Source organism: Telluria sp. LT1R51-2, from assembly GCF_059685775.1.
Genome location: NZ_JCASIM010000001.1, coordinates 2,724,927 through 2,742,108 on the forward strand (window position 1 = coordinate 2,724,927; position 17,182 = coordinate 2,742,108).

Annotated in this window: 16 protein-coding genes; 8 read left to right on the forward strand and 8 right to left on the reverse strand. The window is 64.4% G+C overall.

The window, feature by feature from the left end:
* The first annotated feature begins 89 nt into the window (after window positions 1–89).
* Window positions 90–1,064 carry an IS1595 family transposase gene (locus tag AC56LH_RS11935; RefSeq protein ID WP_499646255.1) on the forward strand — a complete coding sequence of 325 codons (975 nt, stop codon included), beginning with the start codon at window positions 90–92 and terminating at the stop codon, window positions 1,062–1,064.
* 37 nt (window positions 1,065–1,101) lie between these two features.
* Here the strand turns inward: AC56LH_RS11935 and AC56LH_RS11940 are convergent, their stop codons facing one another.
* The 4 genes from AC56LH_RS11940 to AC56LH_RS11955 all read right to left on the reverse strand — a co-directional run bounded on the left by AC56LH_RS11940 (window position 1,102) and on the right by AC56LH_RS11955 (window position 5,431).
* Complete coding sequence (locus AC56LH_RS11940; RefSeq protein WP_499646257.1) at window positions 1,102–1,872, reverse strand: SIMPL domain-containing protein; 771 nt, start codon at window positions 1,870–1,872, stop codon at window positions 1,102–1,104.
* A 276-nt stretch (window positions 1,873–2,148) separates the two neighbouring features.
* Window positions 2,149–3,165: a ketol-acid reductoisomerase gene (gene ilvC, locus AC56LH_RS11945; RefSeq protein ID WP_183555357.1), complete on the reverse strand. Its 1,017-nt coding sequence runs from the start codon at window positions 3,163–3,165 to the stop codon at window positions 2,149–2,151.
* A 46-nt stretch (window positions 3,166–3,211) separates the two neighbouring features.
* Entirely contained in the window at window positions 3,212–3,703 is a 492-nt protein-coding gene (gene ilvN / locus AC56LH_RS11950) for an acetolactate synthase small subunit (RefSeq protein WP_183555358.1), read from the reverse strand.
* A complete protein-coding gene (locus AC56LH_RS11955) occupies window positions 3,704–5,431 on the reverse strand; it encodes an acetolactate synthase 3 catalytic subunit (RefSeq protein ID WP_183555359.1) in 1,728 nt (575 codons plus the stop codon).
* Between the two features lie 662 nt (window positions 5,432–6,093).
* Between AC56LH_RS11955 and AC56LH_RS11960 the strand changes: the two genes are divergently transcribed.
* Both AC56LH_RS11960 and AC56LH_RS11965 read left to right on the forward strand, forming a co-directional pair.
* Window positions 6,094–7,395 carry a methyl-accepting chemotaxis protein gene (locus AC56LH_RS11960; RefSeq protein WP_499646259.1) on the forward strand — a complete coding sequence of 434 codons (1,302 nt, stop codon included), beginning with the start codon at window positions 6,094–6,096 and terminating at the stop codon, window positions 7,393–7,395.
* 3 nt (window positions 7,396–7,398) lie between these two features.
* On the forward strand, window positions 7,399–8,742 hold the full coding sequence (locus tag AC56LH_RS11965) for a chemotaxis protein CheW (RefSeq protein WP_499646261.1): 1,344 nt from the start codon (window positions 7,399–7,401) through the stop codon (window positions 8,740–8,742).
* Window positions 8,743–8,760: 18 nt separating this feature from the next.
* Here AC56LH_RS11965 and AC56LH_RS11970 read toward each other — a convergent pair whose 3' ends face one another.
* From AC56LH_RS11970 to AC56LH_RS11985, 4 genes are read right to left on the reverse strand one after another with little or no spacing between them, the layout of a single operon-like run.
* The gene (locus tag AC56LH_RS11970; RefSeq protein ID WP_499646263.1) at window positions 8,761–9,621 is read right to left on the reverse strand and encodes an ABC transporter permease; all 861 of its coding nucleotides are present in this window, start codon (window positions 9,619–9,621) and stop codon (window positions 8,761–8,763) included.
* Window positions 9,618–10,451: an ABC transporter ATP-binding protein gene (locus AC56LH_RS11975; protein WP_499646265.1), complete on the reverse strand. Its 834-nt coding sequence runs from the start codon at window positions 10,449–10,451 to the stop codon at window positions 9,618–9,620. The genes AC56LH_RS11970 and AC56LH_RS11975 overlap by 4 nt, the downstream gene beginning before the upstream one ends.
* 1 nt (window position 10,452) lies before the next feature.
* Window positions 10,453–11,457, reverse strand: coding sequence for an ABC transporter substrate-binding protein (locus AC56LH_RS11980; RefSeq protein ID WP_499646267.1), 1,005 nt, complete (start codon window positions 11,455–11,457; stop codon window positions 10,453–10,455).
* Between the two features lie 18 nt (window positions 11,458–11,475).
* The gene (locus tag AC56LH_RS11985) at window positions 11,476–12,351 is read right to left on the reverse strand and encodes a TauD/TfdA dioxygenase family protein (protein ID WP_499646269.1); all 876 of its coding nucleotides are present in this window, start codon (window positions 12,349–12,351) and stop codon (window positions 11,476–11,478) included.
* 221 nt (window positions 12,352–12,572) lie between these two features.
* Between AC56LH_RS11985 and AC56LH_RS11990 the strand changes: the two genes are divergently transcribed.
* The 5 genes from AC56LH_RS11990 (at window position 12,573) to AC56LH_RS12010 (ending at window position 17,134) form a co-directional block, all read left to right on the forward strand.
* Entirely contained in the window at window positions 12,573–13,145 is a 573-nt protein-coding gene (locus tag AC56LH_RS11990) for an RNA polymerase sigma factor (protein WP_499646271.1), read from the forward strand.
* A complete protein-coding gene (locus AC56LH_RS11995) occupies window positions 13,142–13,543 on the forward strand; it encodes a DUF3619 family protein (protein WP_183555367.1) in 402 nt (133 codons plus the stop codon). Before AC56LH_RS11990 ends, AC56LH_RS11995 begins: the two co-directional genes overlap by 4 nt.
* Window positions 13,540–14,337, forward strand: a complete 798-nt coding sequence (locus AC56LH_RS12000; protein ID WP_499646273.1) for a DUF3106 domain-containing protein — start codon at window positions 13,540–13,542, stop codon at window positions 14,335–14,337. Before AC56LH_RS11995 ends, AC56LH_RS12000 begins: the two co-directional genes overlap by 4 nt.
* The gene (locus AC56LH_RS12005) at window positions 14,324–14,905 is read left to right on the forward strand and encodes an RDD family protein (protein WP_499646275.1); all 582 of its coding nucleotides are present in this window, start codon (window positions 14,324–14,326) and stop codon (window positions 14,903–14,905) included. Before AC56LH_RS12000 ends, AC56LH_RS12005 begins: the two co-directional genes overlap by 14 nt.
* 156 nt (window positions 14,906–15,061) lie before the next feature.
* Window positions 15,062–17,134, forward strand: coding sequence for a PAS domain-containing sensor histidine kinase (locus AC56LH_RS12010; RefSeq protein WP_499646277.1), 2,073 nt, complete (start codon window positions 15,062–15,064; stop codon window positions 17,132–17,134).
* Window positions 17,135–17,182: the final 48 nt, after the last annotated feature.

A 17,182-nucleotide genomic window follows, 5' to 3' on the forward strand; every position in this document is an offset into this window, starting at 1 on the left:
AAGGCGCAGTCAGCGTTAAGTAGAGCCGAGCCATGAACTGATGAGCAGTTTCGTGGTCCAACGCCTGTCGCCAGCATCAGGAATCGCCCATGAAAGCGCCCCGTTTCAAGAACTGGTTTGCCAGGTTGTCAGCGCTGAATCCGCCACAGCGCCAGCAAGTGCTCGACGCCCTGCATCCCGCAGCCGGCCTCGACCAAGTGGTCGCGCTGATCGCGCAGGCCAGAGCGCCAGCGCGCTGCTGCCCCAGTTGTGGCAACGAACGCTGCAATCGGCATGGATTCGCCAACGACCTGCAGCGCTTTCGCTGCTGCGCCTGTGGCCGCACGTTCAACGACCTGAGCGGCACACCGCTGGCGCGACTCCGGCACAAAGCCAAATGGCTCGCCTATTCGCAGGTGCTGCTCGATTCAGTATCCGTACGCAAGGGCGCAGAACGGGTCGGCGTGCACCGCAACACAGCATTCCGGTGGCGTCACCGCTTTCTCGATTGGGTCAAGCTCGACCGGCCTGCATCGCTCAACGGCATCGTGGAGGCCGATGAGACATTCCTGCTCGAATCGCAAAAAGGATCGCGCACGCTCGACCGCCCGCCACGCCGACGGGGTGGGCGCGCGCCCATGCGGGGCATTTCCCGCCATCTCGATTGCATCCTGGTAGCACGCGACCGAAATGGCCGCACCATCGATGCCGTCACTGGCCGTGGCGCACTGACGGCCGCGCAACTCGAACGCGATTTGCTGCCCAGACTTGATCCGCAGGCACTCCTGGTCAGCGACAGCCACGCCGCGTACCGGGCCTTCGCACGCAAGCACAGGATTGCGCACGAGACGGTCAATCTGCGCGCCGGTGTGCGCGTCAGGCATTTGGGTAGCCGCGCCATCCACGTACAGAACGTGAACGCGTACCACGGGCGCTTCAAGGCCTGGCTACTGGGCTTTCGCGGAGTGGCATCGCGCTACCTGCCCAACTACCTGGGGTGGCGCTGGGCACTGGATGGCGGGCGGGTCAGTTCCGCAGAACAATTGTTTTGCATCGCAATCGGCGTCATCAACAGACAACGCTGACTGCGCCTACTTGAACACGACTGTGCCGGATGGTGGCTTATTTGAACTTGACCTTGCCCACCAGGCGCATCTGCAGCGTGGTTTCGCCTGGCTCGAAGCTTGGTTCGGCCACGCCGTCATCCATCTCGCGCTTGGCGCTCGAACGCATCATCATGGCCGGCGCACCCCGCGCATCGCCTGCATAATTGCCCGAGCCTTCAAAGTCGACCGTATCGAGCATGGCGTCGCCCGGCTGGCGGCCCATGGCCTTGGCAATCGAGACAATGCGCTCGTTCAGGTTCTGGTACGTGGCGGCGATGCGCTGGTCGTCGAGACGCTTCTCGGTCGCCGGGGTCAGGCCGAAGTTGATGTTATTGATCTGCAGGACCTTCTGCGCGGCGGCAGCGGTTTTCGGCAGCGCGGCCAGGTTCGTGGTCTTGACTTCCAGGTACTGGCCGACGCGCCAGGCGATCGGCACCGGCTTGACTGGCGCGACCACGCGGCCTACCGGCTGTGGCTGCACTTCCGGATACACCGGGTACGTGTAGTAGCCCTGGGTTTTCAGTTCGGCGTTCGGATCGGCGCGGCGCACGATCTCGGTGCCCTCTTTCATCTTGCGGTTGACGCGGTCGGCGGCGGCGTTCTTGTCCTTGTCGTGTTCTTCGACGGCGAAGGTGATCGTCGCTTCGTCATTGGCATGTTTGACTTCGCCGAAGGCCGGGACGATGACCATGGTGCCGGTGGTCGCGGTCGACGGGGCGGTCTGCGCCTGGGCAGCGCTGAAGGCCAGCACGAGGGCGGCAGCGACGAGGGATTTGGTGAATGCCATTGTTGTTCTCCTGTGAGTTGCGACGTATGTCCGGCGTAGTTATACGATACCTTGCACAGGGAAAACATCGGTATTTTGTAATGGACAGTTGCAAATGAGTAGGTTTTGAAACGTGTTCGCAGTCGCCAGATGAACGCGTGGACGGCGAGCCGTCCACCCTACGAGGTGTGCGCGACCGGTTTTCCACCGCACACATGTTCGTAGGGTGGACGGCTCTGCCGTCCACGCGTCGATCGCCAACGCCACACCACCGCACGCGATGGTCTGGCCGCAAGCTTAGTTCTTCGACTGATCCACCAGCTTGTTCTTGGCAATCCACGGCATCATCGCGCGCAGCTTCGCGCCGACTTCTTCGATCGGATGCTCGGCGGTCAGGCGACGACGCGAGATCAGCGTTGGTGCGCCGGCCTTGTTTTCCAGGATGAAGCTCTTGGCGTATTCGCCGGTCTGGATGTCCTTCAGGCACTGGCGCATCGCGTTCTTGGTGTCTTCGGTCACGACGCGCGGGCCGGTGACGTATTCGCCGTATTCCGCGTTGTTCGAGATCGAGTAGTTCATGTTGGCGATGCCGCCTTCATAGATCAGGTCGACGATCAATTTGAGTTCGTGCAGGCACTCGAAGTACGCCATCTCCGGCGCGTAACCGGCTTCGGTCAGCGTCTCGAAACCCGCCTTGATCAGCTCGACCGCGCCACCGCACAGCACGGCCTGCTCGCCGAACAGGTCGGTCTCGGTTTCTTCGCGGAAGTTCGTCTCGATGATGCCGGCTCGGCCGCCACCGTTGGCCATCGCGTACGACATGGCGATATCACGGGCGGCGCCCGATTTGTCCTGGTACACGGCGATCAGGTGCGGCACGCCGCCACCTTGCGTGTAGGTGCCGCGCACCGTGTGGCCCGGCGCCTTCGGCGCGACCATGATGACGTCGAGGTCGGCGCGTGGAACGACCTGGCCGTAGTGCACGTTGAAGCCGTGGGCGAAGGCCAGCACGGCGCCTTGCTTGGCGTTCGGCTCGATGTTCTGCTTGTAGACTTCGGCGATGTTTTCGTCGGGCAGCAGGATCATGATGACGTCGGCGTTCTTCACTGCCTCATCGACTTCCGCCACTTTCAGGCCGGCTTGCTCGACCTTGCCCCACGAGGCGCCGCCGCGGCGCAGGCCGACGGTGACATTGACGCCCGATTCGCTCAGATTCTGTGCGTGCGCATGGCCTTGCGAGCCGTAACCGATGATGGCAACGTTCTTGCCCTTGATGAGGGAGAGGTCGCAGTCCTTGTCGTAGAAAACGTTCATTTTTTATCCTGTTATTTGATTTGAATTGTGTGATGTTGAGCTTTGCTCAAACTTTCAGAATGCGTTCGCCGCGGCCGATGCCCGAGCCACCGGTGCGCACCGTTTCAAGGATCGAGGCGCGGTCGATGGCGTCAATAAAGGCATCCAGCTTCGATTTGGCGCCGGTCAGCTCGATCGTGTAGGTCTTTTCGGTGACGTCGATGACGCGGCCCCGGAAGATATCGGCGGTGCGCTTCATTTCTTCGCGCTCCTTGCCGACCGCCCGTACCTTGATCAGCATCAGCTCGCGCTCGATGTGCTGGCCTTCGGTCAAGTCGACCACCTTGACGACCTCGATCAGGCGGTTCAGGTGCTTGGTGATCTGCTCGATGATGTCGTCCGAGCCGGACGTCACGATCGTCATGCGCGACAGCGTCGCGTCTTCGGTCGGCGCCACGGTCAGTGTTTCGATGTTGTAGCCGCGCGCCGAGAACAGGCCAACCACGCGCGACAGCGCACCGGCTTCGTTCTCCAGCAGGACAGAAATAATATGGCGCATTTACAGGTCCTCCGAGCCAAGCAGCATTTCGTTCAGGCCGCGGCCCGCCTTGACCATCGGCCACACGTTTTCACTCTGGTCGGTGATGAAGTTCATGAATACCAGGCGGTCTTTCATCGCGAACGCATCGCGCAGCGCGCCGTCGACATCGCCCGGTTTCTCGATCTTCATGCCCACGTGCCCATAGGCCTCGGCCAGCTTTTCGAAGTCGGGCAGCGAATCCATGTACGACTCGGAATAGCGCGAGCCGTAATCGATCTGCTGCCACTGGCGGACCATGCCCAAAAAGCGGTTATTGAGCAGGATGATCTTCGGCGTCAGGTGGTATTGCTTGCAGGTGGCAAGCTCCTGGATGCACATCTGGATCGAGCCTTCGCCGGTGACGCAGGCCACGGTGGCATCCGGATTGGCCATCTGCACGCCCATCGCGAACGGCAGGCCGACACCCATCGTGCCCAGGCCACCGGAATTGATCCAGCGGCGCGGCTTGTCGAACGGGTAGTACTGCGCAGCCCACATCTGGTGCTGGCCGACGTCGGACGTGATGAACGCGTCGCCACCGGTGACCTTGTGCAGCTGCTGGATCACGGACTGCGGCTTGATCAGCGTGTCGGAGCTCGCATACGCCAGGCAATCGCGGCCACGCCATTCGGCGATCTGCTTCCACCAGCTTTGCAGCGCAGGCGCATTCGCGTGCCCATTGCCGGCATCGAGCTGCGAGAGCAGTTCGATCAGCACGTCCTTGACGTTGCCGACGATCGGGATATCCACTTTCACCCGCTTGGAAATCGACGACGGATCGATGTCGATATGGATGATCTTGCGCGGATGCGAGGCGAAGTGCTTCGGGTTGCCGATCACGCGGTCGTCGAAGCGGGCGCCAATGGCGATCAACACGTCGCAGTGCTGCATCGCCATGTTCGCTTCGTACGTGCCGTGCATGCCCGGCATGCCGACGAAGTGCGGATCGGACGAACGCGACCCGCCCAGGCCCATCAGCGTATTCGTGATCGGAAAGCCCGTGGTCTCCACCATGCGGTTGAGCTCATTCGAGGCATTGGCCAGGATGACGCCGCCGCCAGCATAGATCATCGGCCGCTCGGCGTTCTGCAGCAGCGCGACGGCTTTGCGGATCTGGCCGGCATGGCCCTTGTCGACTGGGCGGTACGAGCGCATGTCGACTTCGCGCGGGTACTCGAACAGGCATTTGTTGACCGTGATGTCCTTCGGGATATCGACCAGCACGGGACCGGGCCGGCCGGTGCGGGCGATGAAGAAGGCTTTCTTGATGGTGGACGCCAGATCGCGCACGTCCTTGACCAGGAAGTTGTGCTTGACCACCGGACGGGTGATGCCGACCGTGTCGCATTCCTGGAACGCATCCTGGCCGATCGCGTGGCTCGGCACCTGACCGGAGATCACGACCATCGGCACCGAATCCATATAGGCGGTCGACAAGCCGGTGACGGCATTGGTGACGCCCGGACCGGACGTGACGAGGGCAACGCCCACGGTGTTCGAGCTGCGCGAATACGCATCGGCAGCATGCACCGCGGCTTGCTCGTGGCGAACGAGAACGTGCTGGAATTTATCTTGCTGGAAGATCGCGTCGTAGATATACAGAACCGCGCCGCCCGGATAACCGAAAACGTGCTTGACGCCCTCTTCTGCCAGACAACGGACAACGATTTCAGCGCCCGTGATGGGGACTGTTGGATCGAAACTCATAACCATTCCTTTCAAAACCCATAGGGTTGATTGATCGGATGCTCGTTCCTGGCGATATGCGTGCTGCGCTTACAACCCTCAGGCTCCACTTCTTTCTGCGTGCACGTCGATGGTTCGGGTCGCCGTAGGGACCGTACGCATTGACGCTGGGCGCAACTCGTTAGGCTTGAGTGTTTGTAGCGGTTGGACGCATCTCTCGCGCTTGTGGCACGGGTCGGAGCAAACTGCCTACAAATGAAAGCGTGCCATGGCGGACGGGGCGTTGTGGGCGACTCCCGCATGACGTTGATGCTTTGAGGGTGCAAAGCGTGAGGAACACCATACCGCGCCGCACCATTCTGGTCAAGCTTTGTTCTTCGACAAGATGCCACCTCGATTGGCGCACATAGCTGTGACGGTGCGCCTGCCGGGTAGCCGCTGGGGGCAACGCACCGCACTGCGACGTAGCGCGCGGGCTCTGACCCGCTCGTTTCTGGTGCACGTACAGTGCGTGTGTTGTAAATCCGGTGCACCGCATTAAAATATAGTTTATTGCCACATGGAAATCGACCTTCAAAGAAAAAAACGCTTAAGATTATTTCTTCGAAGATTCAGTTTTTTGCTTACCTTCTGTTCCGGATTCAGCTATGCAAGCGCCCAACGAAACTCTCCAGGAAATGGCCATGGCCGCCATGACGGCCATCGATCGCGCACAGGCGGTGATCGAGTTCGATCTCGAAGGCCGCATCCTGCATGCCAACCGCAACTTCCTGCTCACCCTCGGTTACGAGCAGGATCAGGTCATCGGGCGCCAGCATGCGATGTTCTGCGAACCCGCCTACCAGCGCTCGCCCGAATACAAGATGTTCTGGCACAGCCTGGCCAAGGGCGAGTTTCATACCGGCGAATTCAAGCGCATCCGCAGCGACGGCGCACCGGTCTGGATCCAGGCCACCTACAGCCCGATCTTCGACGCCGATGGCAAGCCGGTCAAGGTGGTGAAGTTCGCCACCGACATCACCGAGCAGAAGCTGCTGGCCGCCGAATCGCGCGGCAAGCTCGACGCAATCGGACGCTCACAGGCGGTGATCGAATTCGATATGCGCGGCAATGTCTTGTCCGCCAATGAAAATTTCTTGCGCACCATGGGCTATACCGAAGACGAGATCGTCGGCTGCCACCACACACTGTTCTGCGACCCGCAACTGGCCAAAAGCGCCGAATACCGTCACTTCTGGGCCGACCTGGGCCAGGGTCGGTTCCAGGCCGGGCGCTTCCAGCGCCGTGGCAAGCACGACGCCGACATCTGGATCCAGGCCACCTACAATCCGATCCTCGATGCCAATGGCAAACCGTACAAGGTCGTCAAGTTCGCGATGGACGTCACGGCACAGGTGCGGCGCGAAGAACTGGTGAGCACCAAGATCGACGCCATCGGTACGGCACTCGACGGCCTGGGCCGCTCGATCACCACGATCGCCGACGGCGCGCGTGAGTCAGCCGCGATGGCGGCGCGCACCCAGGACGGTGCGGCTAGCGGCAGCCGCCTGCTGGAACGCTCCAAGGGCGCCATGCAAGCCATTCAGACGTCGTCCGGCGACGTGCGCGAAATCATCGACACCATCACCAGCATCGCCGGTCAGACCCATTTGCTGGCCTTCAATGCGGCGATCGAGGCGGCGCGCGCGGGCGAGCATGGGCGCGGCTTTTCGGTCGTGGCCAACGAGGTGCGCAAGCTGGCCGAAAAGTCGGCCCTCGCGGCGCGCGAGATTTCCAAGCTGATCAACGAGACGGTCAGCCGCGTCGACGAAGGCACCCGCCTGGCCGGGGATGTGGAAGATGCATTCGAGCGCATCCTCGAATCGGTCGCCGCCACCAGCAGCTCGATCGCCGGCATCGGCAGCGCCACCCACCATCAGGCCGACTCCACCCGCGACGCTTCGCGCCTGCTGGCCGAGCTCGAGGCAGTGGCGCGCGAGCGCTAGGCCATGCCGGCCACCTGCAGCGCGCGGCTGACGCTGGCGCGCATCCGGATCGGCGAAGTCGGGATCGGCATACGGATCGAAGCCGTGCTCCAGGCGCTGCCCTTGCCAGAGACGTTCAGTCGCCTGCCCCTGCGCACCCACGCCCTGCTCGGGATGGTCGACCACGACGGCATGGCCGTACCGGTGGTCGACCTGGCGCGCTGGCTCGACGTCGGCGCGGCGCCGGCGGGCGCCGTCCCGCAACTGCTGTTGCTGCGCGAAGGTGACCGCACCGTCGGCCTGCGCGTCGATGCGCTCGAGGAGCTGGTCGAGGTCGAGGCAGCGGCGCTGCAGCGCCTGCATCACGGCAACGATCCGGACGACGTGTTCCACAGCGCCGTGCCAGCCGGGAACGGCGTACTGTTGAGTCTGCTGGAAGTGACCCGGCTGGCCGATCTGGCGCAGTGCTGGAGCACGGCGCCGACGGCCGCCACGGGCGCTGCATCCGCTGCCCCGCCCGTGGCCGACACGCTGCAACGCACCTGCTACGCGCTGCTCGACACCGGCCACGGCCTGATCGGCGTCCCACCAGCGGCGCTGGCCGAAGTGCTGGCCCTGCCGCCGCTGACGCACATCGGCAGCAGCGCCTGGTGCCGCTGGCACGACAGCCAGCTCGCGCTGATTGCCAGCACCGCGCTGTTCCAGGCGCCTGGCGTCGACACGCGCGTCGCTGCTGCGCCCCTGCTCGCCGTTCTGCAGCACGCTGACCTGGCGCTGGGTGTGCCGGTGCAGGCCGTGCTGCGGCTCGAGGAATTCGGTCCCGGCGTGCTAAGCACGGACGGGGTTGGCGAGAACGTGATCGACGCCAGCGGTGCCACGGTGCTGCTGGTCGACGTCGCGCGCCTGCTGGCGCGGCATCCCGAGGCGGCCCTGGCGCGCGGCGACAGGGTCACGGCCACCGCTTCCGCCAACACTATCACCAGCACCAGCACCAGCAATGCCGAAGCCTATATCGTGTTCGATGCCGCCGGCCTGCAGGCGCTGCCACTCGCCGCGATCGAGCAGATCGTGCCGCTGGACGTGCCGCTGGGCTCCACCATGGCCTGGCAGGGGGCGGCGATCCCGCTGATCAACCTGCGTGGGGAGGCACCCGATGCGGATGGCGCGGATGGCACGGTGCTGGTGGCGCAGGGCGCGCACGGGCTGGCCGGCCACATCGTGCACCGCGTGCAGTCGCTGATTCCGGCCGGGGCCGGGCGCATGTTCAACATGGGCGCCAACGGCACCGAGTTCATCACGACCGACGATGGCGGACAGCAAGCGACGTACCGCATTGCGACGCTAAGCGCGCTGCAAGCGGCGAACTAACCCCACTGGCCTTGCGCTTCAGCGCTGCATGCCCCAGCGCCGCACCGTCACGTGCTCCAGCGTCTGGAACACGCAACGCTCGATCGCCAGGCCAATCAGGATCACCGTGGCGAGGCCCGCGAACACCTTATCGGTGAAAAGCTCGTTGCGGTTCTGGAAGATGTACCAGCCCAGGCCGCCCTGCCCTGATGTACTGCCAAAGACCAGCTCCGCCGCGATCAGCGTGCGCCAGGCAAAGGCCCAGCCGATCTTCAGGCCCGACAGGATCGACGGCAGCGCCGCCGGCACCAGGATCTGCACCACCATGCGCAAGCCACCAAGGCCATAGTTACGCCCGGCCATGCGCAGTGTCTCAGGCACGGCGCGAAAGCCGGCACTCGCGTTGAGCGTCAGCGGCCACACGACCGAATGAACCAGCACCATCAGCAGGCTGCCCTTGCCCAGGCCGAACCACAGCAGCGCCAGCGGCAGCAGCGCAATGGCCGGCAGCGGGTTGAACATCGACGTCAGCGTGTCAATCAGCTCGCGCCCGAAGCGGTTCGACACGGCCAGCCAGGTCAGCAGGAACGCAATGGCCACGCCGAACAGAAATCCCTGCACGAGGATGGCCAGCGACACCGTCACATAACCGATCAGTTCACCCGACGCGATGCCGTCGATGAATGCGCGAGCCGTCTGCAGCGCGCCCGGCAACAGCAGATCGTTGTCGACCCAGCGCGCCAGCAACTCCCACAGGATGACCAGCGCCAGCAGGATCGCGGACTTGTTCAGCCAGCTCAAGCGGTCGACCGCGCCCGTGCTGACCAGGGCGGGCGCGGGCGCTGCACGCTGCGGCGCGACGTATTCCGGCCGGACCGGCGGTTCGTGCACGGCGCTCATGGTTGCACCAGCGCCGGTTGTGGTTGCACTGCGGGCGCATCGGCGTCGGCACCGAACAGCAGCGCGTGGATGCGCTGCGTGGCGGCCTGAAACTCGTGGCTGCCCGCACTGGCCAGGCTGAACTGGTGACTATTGAGCTCGGCCCGCACGCGCCCCGGGTGCGGCGAGAGCAGCAGGATGCGGTTGCCCACCACCAGTGCCTCTTCGATCGAGTGCGTCACGAACAGCATCGTGAAGCCGATCTCGTCCCACAGCGACTGGAGTTCTTCCTGCATGCTGCGCCGGGTCAGCGCATCGAGCGCCGCAAACGGCTCGTCCATCAGCAGCACGGCCGGCTGCATCGCCAGCGCGCGGGCAATCGCCACGCGCGCCTTCATGCCGCCCGACAGCGTGTGCGGATAAGCATCGGCAAACCGCGCCAGCCCGACCTTGCCGAGCCAGTGGCGGGCGCGCGCCTCGGCCTCGGGCCGCGCCACACCGCCGGCCAGCATCGGGAACAGGACGTTCTGCTTCACCGTCTTCCACGGCGGCAGCTGGTCGAATTCCTGGAACACGACGATGCGGTCCGGGCCCGGCCCCGTGACCGGCGTGCCGCCCAGGTGCAAGCTGCCCGCGCGCGGCGCGATGAAGCCGCCGATGGCTTTGAGCAGCGTCGACTTGCCGCAACCTGACGGTCCCAGCAGCACGAAGCGGTCGCCCCGGTAGACGTCGAAGCTCACATCGTCGGTCGCGCGCACGATGCCGCGCTCGCTGGCGTATTCCAGCGTGACATGCTCGGCGCGCAGCAGCGGTTCCGGCGGCACCAGATTGAAGGGGGCAGTGGCGCGCATATCAGCTTCCGTTGGCGATGGCCGGATGCGCGAAGAAGTAATCGCGCCACGATGCCGGCCTGTTCCTGATGGCACCGACCTGGTGCAGGAACTGCGCCAGTCCCAGCGTGTTCTGCGGCGCCACGCTGAACTGCGTCTTCGGATCCTTGATGACCTTGAGCAGCAGCGCCCGGTCGACGCTGCCCTTGTTCACGCGCAGATAGGCATCGGCCGCGCCTTCCGGATTGGCGGCAATATACTGGGCCGCTTCGGCCAGCGCATCGATGAAGGCGCGGTAGGTCTTTGGATTGTCCTTCACGTACTTCTCGGTGGCATACAGCACCGTGGCCGACGACGGCCCGCCCAGCACCTGGTACGAGTCGAGCACGACGTGCGCATTGGGATTGCCGGCCAGCTCGAGTTGCTGGAACGGCGGCGCGGCGAAATGCCCGTTGAGCTCAGTCTTGCCCGCGATGAGGGCAGCGGCCGCATCCGGATGCGGCACCGTCTGCGTGAGCGGATCGAGCTTCTTGAACTCGGCCACGCCCCACTGTTTCGCCGCCGCCATCTGCAGGATGCGCGCCTGCACCGATACCGTCACGGCCGGCAGCGCAATCCGGTCTTTGGCGCTGAAGTCGGCAATCGTCTTCACGGCCGGATTCGTGCTGACGAGGTAATACGGAAAGCTCCCCAGCGACGCGATGCCGCGCACGTTCTGACGGCCCTTGGTGCGATCCCAGATCGTCATCAACGGGCCGACGCCGGCGCCGGCCACGTCGATGGAACCGGACAGCAGCGCGTCGTTGACGACCGCGCCGCCCGACAGCTTGACCCAGTCCACGTCGACATCGATCCCCTGCTTCCTGCCGTGCTTTTCGATGAGCTTCTGGTCCTGCGCCACATTCAGCAGCAGGTACACAACACCGAACTGCTCGGCCACGCGGATCTTGCCTTCGGCCTGCGCCGTTGACGGCAGCGCCAACGTCAGCGCTGCAGCCAGTGCCAACAATTTTTTATTGAGATTCATGGGTGTCCTGGAATAAGGTCAGAAAGGCACGTCGCCTTCGATCGTCGTGCGGTACAGCTTGCGGCGCAGGTGGTCCGGGCAACCGGCGGCCAGGTGCATCAGCGAACGGTTGTCCCAGAACACCATGTCGTGTGGCTGCCACTGGTGGCGGTAGACATGCTCGGCGCGCGTGCCGTAATCGAACAGCAGGTCGAGCAGTTCGCGGCTGCGCTGTGCGGACACGCCCAGGATGCGGGTGGTGAAATGCTCGCTGACGAACAGCGCGCGGCGGCCCGTCTCGGGATGCATACGCACGACCGGGTGGCTGACCGGCTTGACTTCGTCGATCTGCGCCTGGGTCAGCTGCGGCCGGTACGGGTTGCGCTGGCGCAGTTCGTCGTAGCGCGCCAGATACCAGTGTTCGGCCTGCAATCCCTCCACCTCGCGCTTGAGGTCATCGGGCAACGCATCCCACGCCGCATGCTGGTTGGCGAACAGCGTGTCACCGCCCTCGGCCGGCAACTCCTGCGCATGGAGCATCGAGCCCAGGCTCGGCGTTTCTTTATAGGACAGGTCGGAATGCCAGAAGTGGCCGGCGTCGCCCAGCCCGACCGGCTTGCCGTCTTGCTGGATGTTCGAAATCACCAGCACCTCGGGCTGCTCGGGCAGCTGGAAATTGCGCAGCACGTGGATCTGCAGGGCGCCGAAGTGGCGGCTGAAGGCCACCTGCTGCGCGGGCGTGATGTGCTGGTCTCGAAACACCAGCACGTGGTAATCGAGATGTGCGCGGTGCAGGCGCGCAAGATCGGACGTGGCCAGCGGCAGCGAGAGGTCGAGGCCGATGACTTCGGCGCCCAGCGGTGCACCGGCGAATGGATGGATGGCAAAGGACTGGCGGGCAGAATCGAGTGGCATGGCAATGGCGTGGCTGAATGATCGTGTTGTTACGATAACCACGCCCACCAGCCCCAACAACGAATGATTTCAGCTATCGTCATGCAGTTTTTGCACCCCATGCACGGCGCATGGCGGAAGTCCACCCTGAGCGATTTCGATGCAGGCCGGATGGTTTTTTGCTAGGATGCGACAGTTTTCCCTAAAGCACGACCCACTCGCGCGCCTCCCCCTGAACCTGCATGGCCACAGACAAAGAACTTAACGACTTCCTGCAGAATGTCGAACGGCGCGCGTTCAAGCAGGCGGTCTATGCGGTTCGCAAGGACGAATCGGCGCTGGACATCGTGCAGGACGCGATGATCAAGCTCGCCGAGAAATACGGCGACAAGCCAGCCGCCGAGCTGCCGATGCTGTTCCAGCGCATCCTGCAGACGACGATCCTCGATTACTTCCGCCGCGAAAAAGTGCGCAACACCTGGGTCAGCCTGTTCTCGGGCTTCGGGCGGGGCGATGGCAACGACGATGATGACTTCGACATCCTTGCCTCACTCGAGGCCGAGCAGGGTTCGGCGGCCGCAGAGTCGAGCGCGGACCAGGTCGAGCGTGCCCAGACCTTGCGCCTGATCGATGACGAAGTACAAAAACTCCCGACGCGTCAACGGGAAGCCTTCCTCATGCGTTACTGGCAAGATATGGACGTCGCCGAGACGGCGGCAGCAATGGGTTGTTCCGAGGGCAGCGTCAAGACGCATTGCTCGCGCGCCACCCACGCCCTCGCGGCAGCACTCCAGGCCAAGGGAATCACACTATGAATACCGACGACATCAATCTGGCGTACAAGATACGCCACGCGCTGGACGAACAGCTCGACCACCTGCCGGCTTCCACCGTCGACCGGCTGGCCGCTGCACGCGCTGCCGCCATGGCGCGCAAGAAACCCGACGCCGCCCGCTTCGGCTTTGCTTCTGGCGCCGGCTGGCGCGGCATTGGCGCATTCCTGGCCGGGCCGACCGTGGCGCGCCTGGCCATCGCCGTGCCGCTCATGGCACTGGTAATTGGCATGGGTGGCTTCTACCAGCATGAACAACAGCAGCAACTGGCTGCACTGGCTGACATCGACGCCGCCGTACTGGCCGACGAATTGCCGCTGACGGCCTATCTCGACCCGGGTTTCAACGCCTATCTGGAGTCGCAGCAGCGCCAGCAATGACCAAGAAGAACGTCTCGACATCGCGCTTCCCCGTGCTGAAAACAGTCATCGGCGTCGTGGCCGCTGCTGCACTGGCCTGGGTGATCGTCGATCGCCTCGAGACGCCGTCCATCCTGCCGGCAGCCACCGAGACAATCGCGAGCGTGCGCCCGCTGCGCAAGGCCCCCGACAAGCCGCTATGGCGTGACCTGAGCAATGCGCAACAGGTGGCGCTTGCCCCGCTCGCCCCCGAATGGGACCGCATGGAAGGCGCGCGCAAGCGCCGCTGGATCGAAGTCTCCGCCCGTTTCGCCTCGATGGCCCCGGCCGAGCAGCAACGCGTGCAGGAACGCATGCGCCAGTGGATGAAACTCACGCCCCAGCAGCGTGAACTGGCGCGCGAAAACTTCAGCAAGACCAACAAACTGGCGCAGGGCGACAAGGCCGCCAACTGGGAAAACTACAAGCAGCTGTCGGCCGAGGAAAAGCGCAAGCTGGCCAGCAAGCCGGCCACGCTGCAAAAGAGCGCGCCGATCGCGCTGCCCGATACGCCGCTGCTGGTCGTGCCGATGCCGTGCGCGGCGAACACGACGCGCCGCGGCGCCGAGTGCGTGCTGATCGGCACGCCCGACACGCCGCCGCCGTCGGCGATTGCGGTCGTACCGGCGCCCACTACGTCCACGCCGACGCCTACCACCGCGCCACCGCTCGCGCCTGTCCCGGCGGCGACAGCAAATGGCGGCGCAGTCGCCACGTCGGGCGTCCAGCCCGGCGCGTCTCAGCCCGCCAACCAGGCCGCCAATGCCAGCAACTGAGCCGCCGGTCGTGCTGCCCGAAGCTGCGCTGGCGCTTTCTGGTACGCCCACGATCAAGCGGCGCCTGGCAGTGATGGTGTATGAATTTTTCCTGCTGTTCGCGGTCGAGATGCTGGCCGTCCTGTTGTATCTGTTCATGACAGGCAATCGCCAGGACGCATCCTTCCAGCACGGGTTGAAGGTGTACCTGTTCGTGATTACGGGCCTGTATTTCACCTGGTGCTGGCGCGACAGCGGGCACACGCTGGCGATGAAGACCTGGCGCATCAAGCTCGTCACGCCGGGCCATGCCCGCCTGCCCTGGCGCGTCGCCATCGTGCGCTACCTGGCAGCCTGGGGCTGGTTTGCGCCCGCGCTGATCGTCTGCGCGACCTTGGAGCTGCATGCAAAGGCCGATATCGCGATCGCGCTCGGACTCGGCGTTGCTGCCTGGGCCGCGACGGCCTGGCTCGACCCCGACCGGCAGTTCCTGCATGACCGCCTGGCCGGCACGCGCCAGATCGGCCTGCCGAAGCCCGTGTCCGGTAAGGGTAACGGCAAGGGTAACGGCAAGGGCAAGCTGGCCTGACACGCACAAGCCGGCGCGACCCGATGATCGTCGCATCAAGACGGCCAAGCTGTGACATCATGCGGGTCCAACAACAAACATCAGTCCACGTGCGCTTTGTCTTCCACTGCGCACGGTACGTTCTCCGAATCAGAATTAGAAGCAGAAGCAGCCAGCATGCCCGACACCCGTTTCCAGGCCCTGTTCGAACAGGCACCAATCAGCATCCAGATCCTCGCGCCATCGGGCCACACCACGCGTGTCAACAAGGCATGGGAAAACCTGTGGCAGATCCACGAAGGCACGCCGCTGATGGCGTACGTGCTGGGCGACTATAACGTCTTGCACGACCCGCAACTGATCGACAACGGCATCGCCGCGCTGCTGGCGCGGGCGCTGCAGGGTGAGCGGGTTGAGTTGCCGGCGATGCTGTACGACGTCAGCGCGCTTGATGGCAACGGTCCGAAGCGCTGGGTTACCGCGAAGGCGCGACCGATCAAAGACAAGGCCGGTAATACCCTCGAAGTCATGCTCATGCACGAGGACATCACCGAGCGCATGGCGGCCGACAGCGCGCTGCGCCTGCGCGAGCAGCGTTTCCGCTCGCTCGTGATGGCCACGTCGCAGATCGTCTGGTCGAATACCCCGGACGGCCGGGTGCTGGAAGACTCGCCGTCCTGGCGCGCCTATACCGGCCAGACCTACGACGAGTGGAAGGACTTCGGCTGGGTCGATGCCTTGCACCCCGATGACCGCGAACCGGCCCAGTCTCTGTGGCTGGCCTGCGTGGCCGCGCGCTCGGTGTTCGAGACGAAATACCGGCTGCGCAGTGCCGACGGCAGCTACCGCTGGACCGAGGTCAAGGGCATCCCGATCCTGGCCGACGACGGCACGATCCGCGAGTGGATCGGCGCCAACACCGACATCCACGACATGATCGCGGCCGAGCTCGAACTGGCCCAGCGACTTGACCGCGAAAAACGCAACAGCGCCCTGCTGGCCAAGGTCGCGCAGGCAGCCCGCACCTTGCACACGGTGCTGGCAGCGGAAGACATCGCGCAGGCGCTGGTCACGGCCGTGCGCGACATCCTGCAAACCCACCAGGCGGTCGTTTCGCTGACCGAAGCGGGCGGCTGGACGCAGGCGATCAATGCCGTCTCGCTGTCGGACAAGTACGCCGCCTACCGCAGCTACGATGCCAAGACGGACGGCTCCGGAATCTACGCGCAGGTGTGCCGCGACAACCGCGTCATGCGCCTGACCCAGGCGCAGCTCGAGGCGCATCCCGCCTGGCGCGGCTTTGGCGAGCATGCCGGTGCGCACCCTAGGCTGCGCGGCTGGTTGGCCGTGCCGCTGATCGACCGCATGGGCAAGAACATCGGCCTGATCCAGGCATCCGACCGGTTCGAGGGCGACTTCACGGACGAGGACGAAGCCATCCTCGTGCAACTGGCGTCGATCGCCGCCACCGGTTTCGAGAATGCGCGGCTGTACAGTTCGCTGCAGGATCAGGACCGCCGCAAGGACGAGTTCCTGGCGATGCTGGCGCACGAACTGCGCAACCCGCTGGCGCCGATCGCGGCGGCGGCAGAAATGCTCAAGTTCGGCACCGCCAACGAAGAGCGGGTGCGCCGTTCCAGCGAAGTGATCAGCCGCCAGGTCCGCCACATGACGTCGCTGGTCGACGACTTGCTCGACGTGTCGCGCGTGACCCGGGGCCTGATCAAGCTGGACCGGGCGCTGCTCGACCCGATGCAGCTCGTGGCCAATGCCGTCGAGCAGTCGCAGCCATTGATCACGGCGCGCGGCCATACCTTGACCGTGACGGGCGATGCCGCCGGCGCCCACATCGCCGGCGATGCGCACCGCCTGGTCCAGGTGCTGGCCAACCTGCTCAACAATGCGGCGAAGTACACGTCCCACGGTGGACAGATCGCGTTGACGGTGACGCGCGAACCGGACGCCGTGGCGATTACTGTGCACGACAATGGCGTCGGCATCGATGCGTCGCTGTTGCCGCGCATGTTCGACCTGTTCACCCAGGCCGAACGCTCGCCGGACCGGGCCCAGGGGGGCCTGGGCATCGGGCTGGCCCTCGTCAGGAGCATCATCGACCTGCATGGCGGCGACGTGATCGCCGCCAGCGATGGTATCGGTCGCGGCAGCACGTTCACGGTCCGGCTTGCCATTGCGGACACGGTCACCGGCGCCGTCGATGCGACGGATGCGCTGCGCTTGCAACAACGTTAACTTGTCACGCGGAATTCGAAATACGTCGTCGCGGAAATACCCCAATAA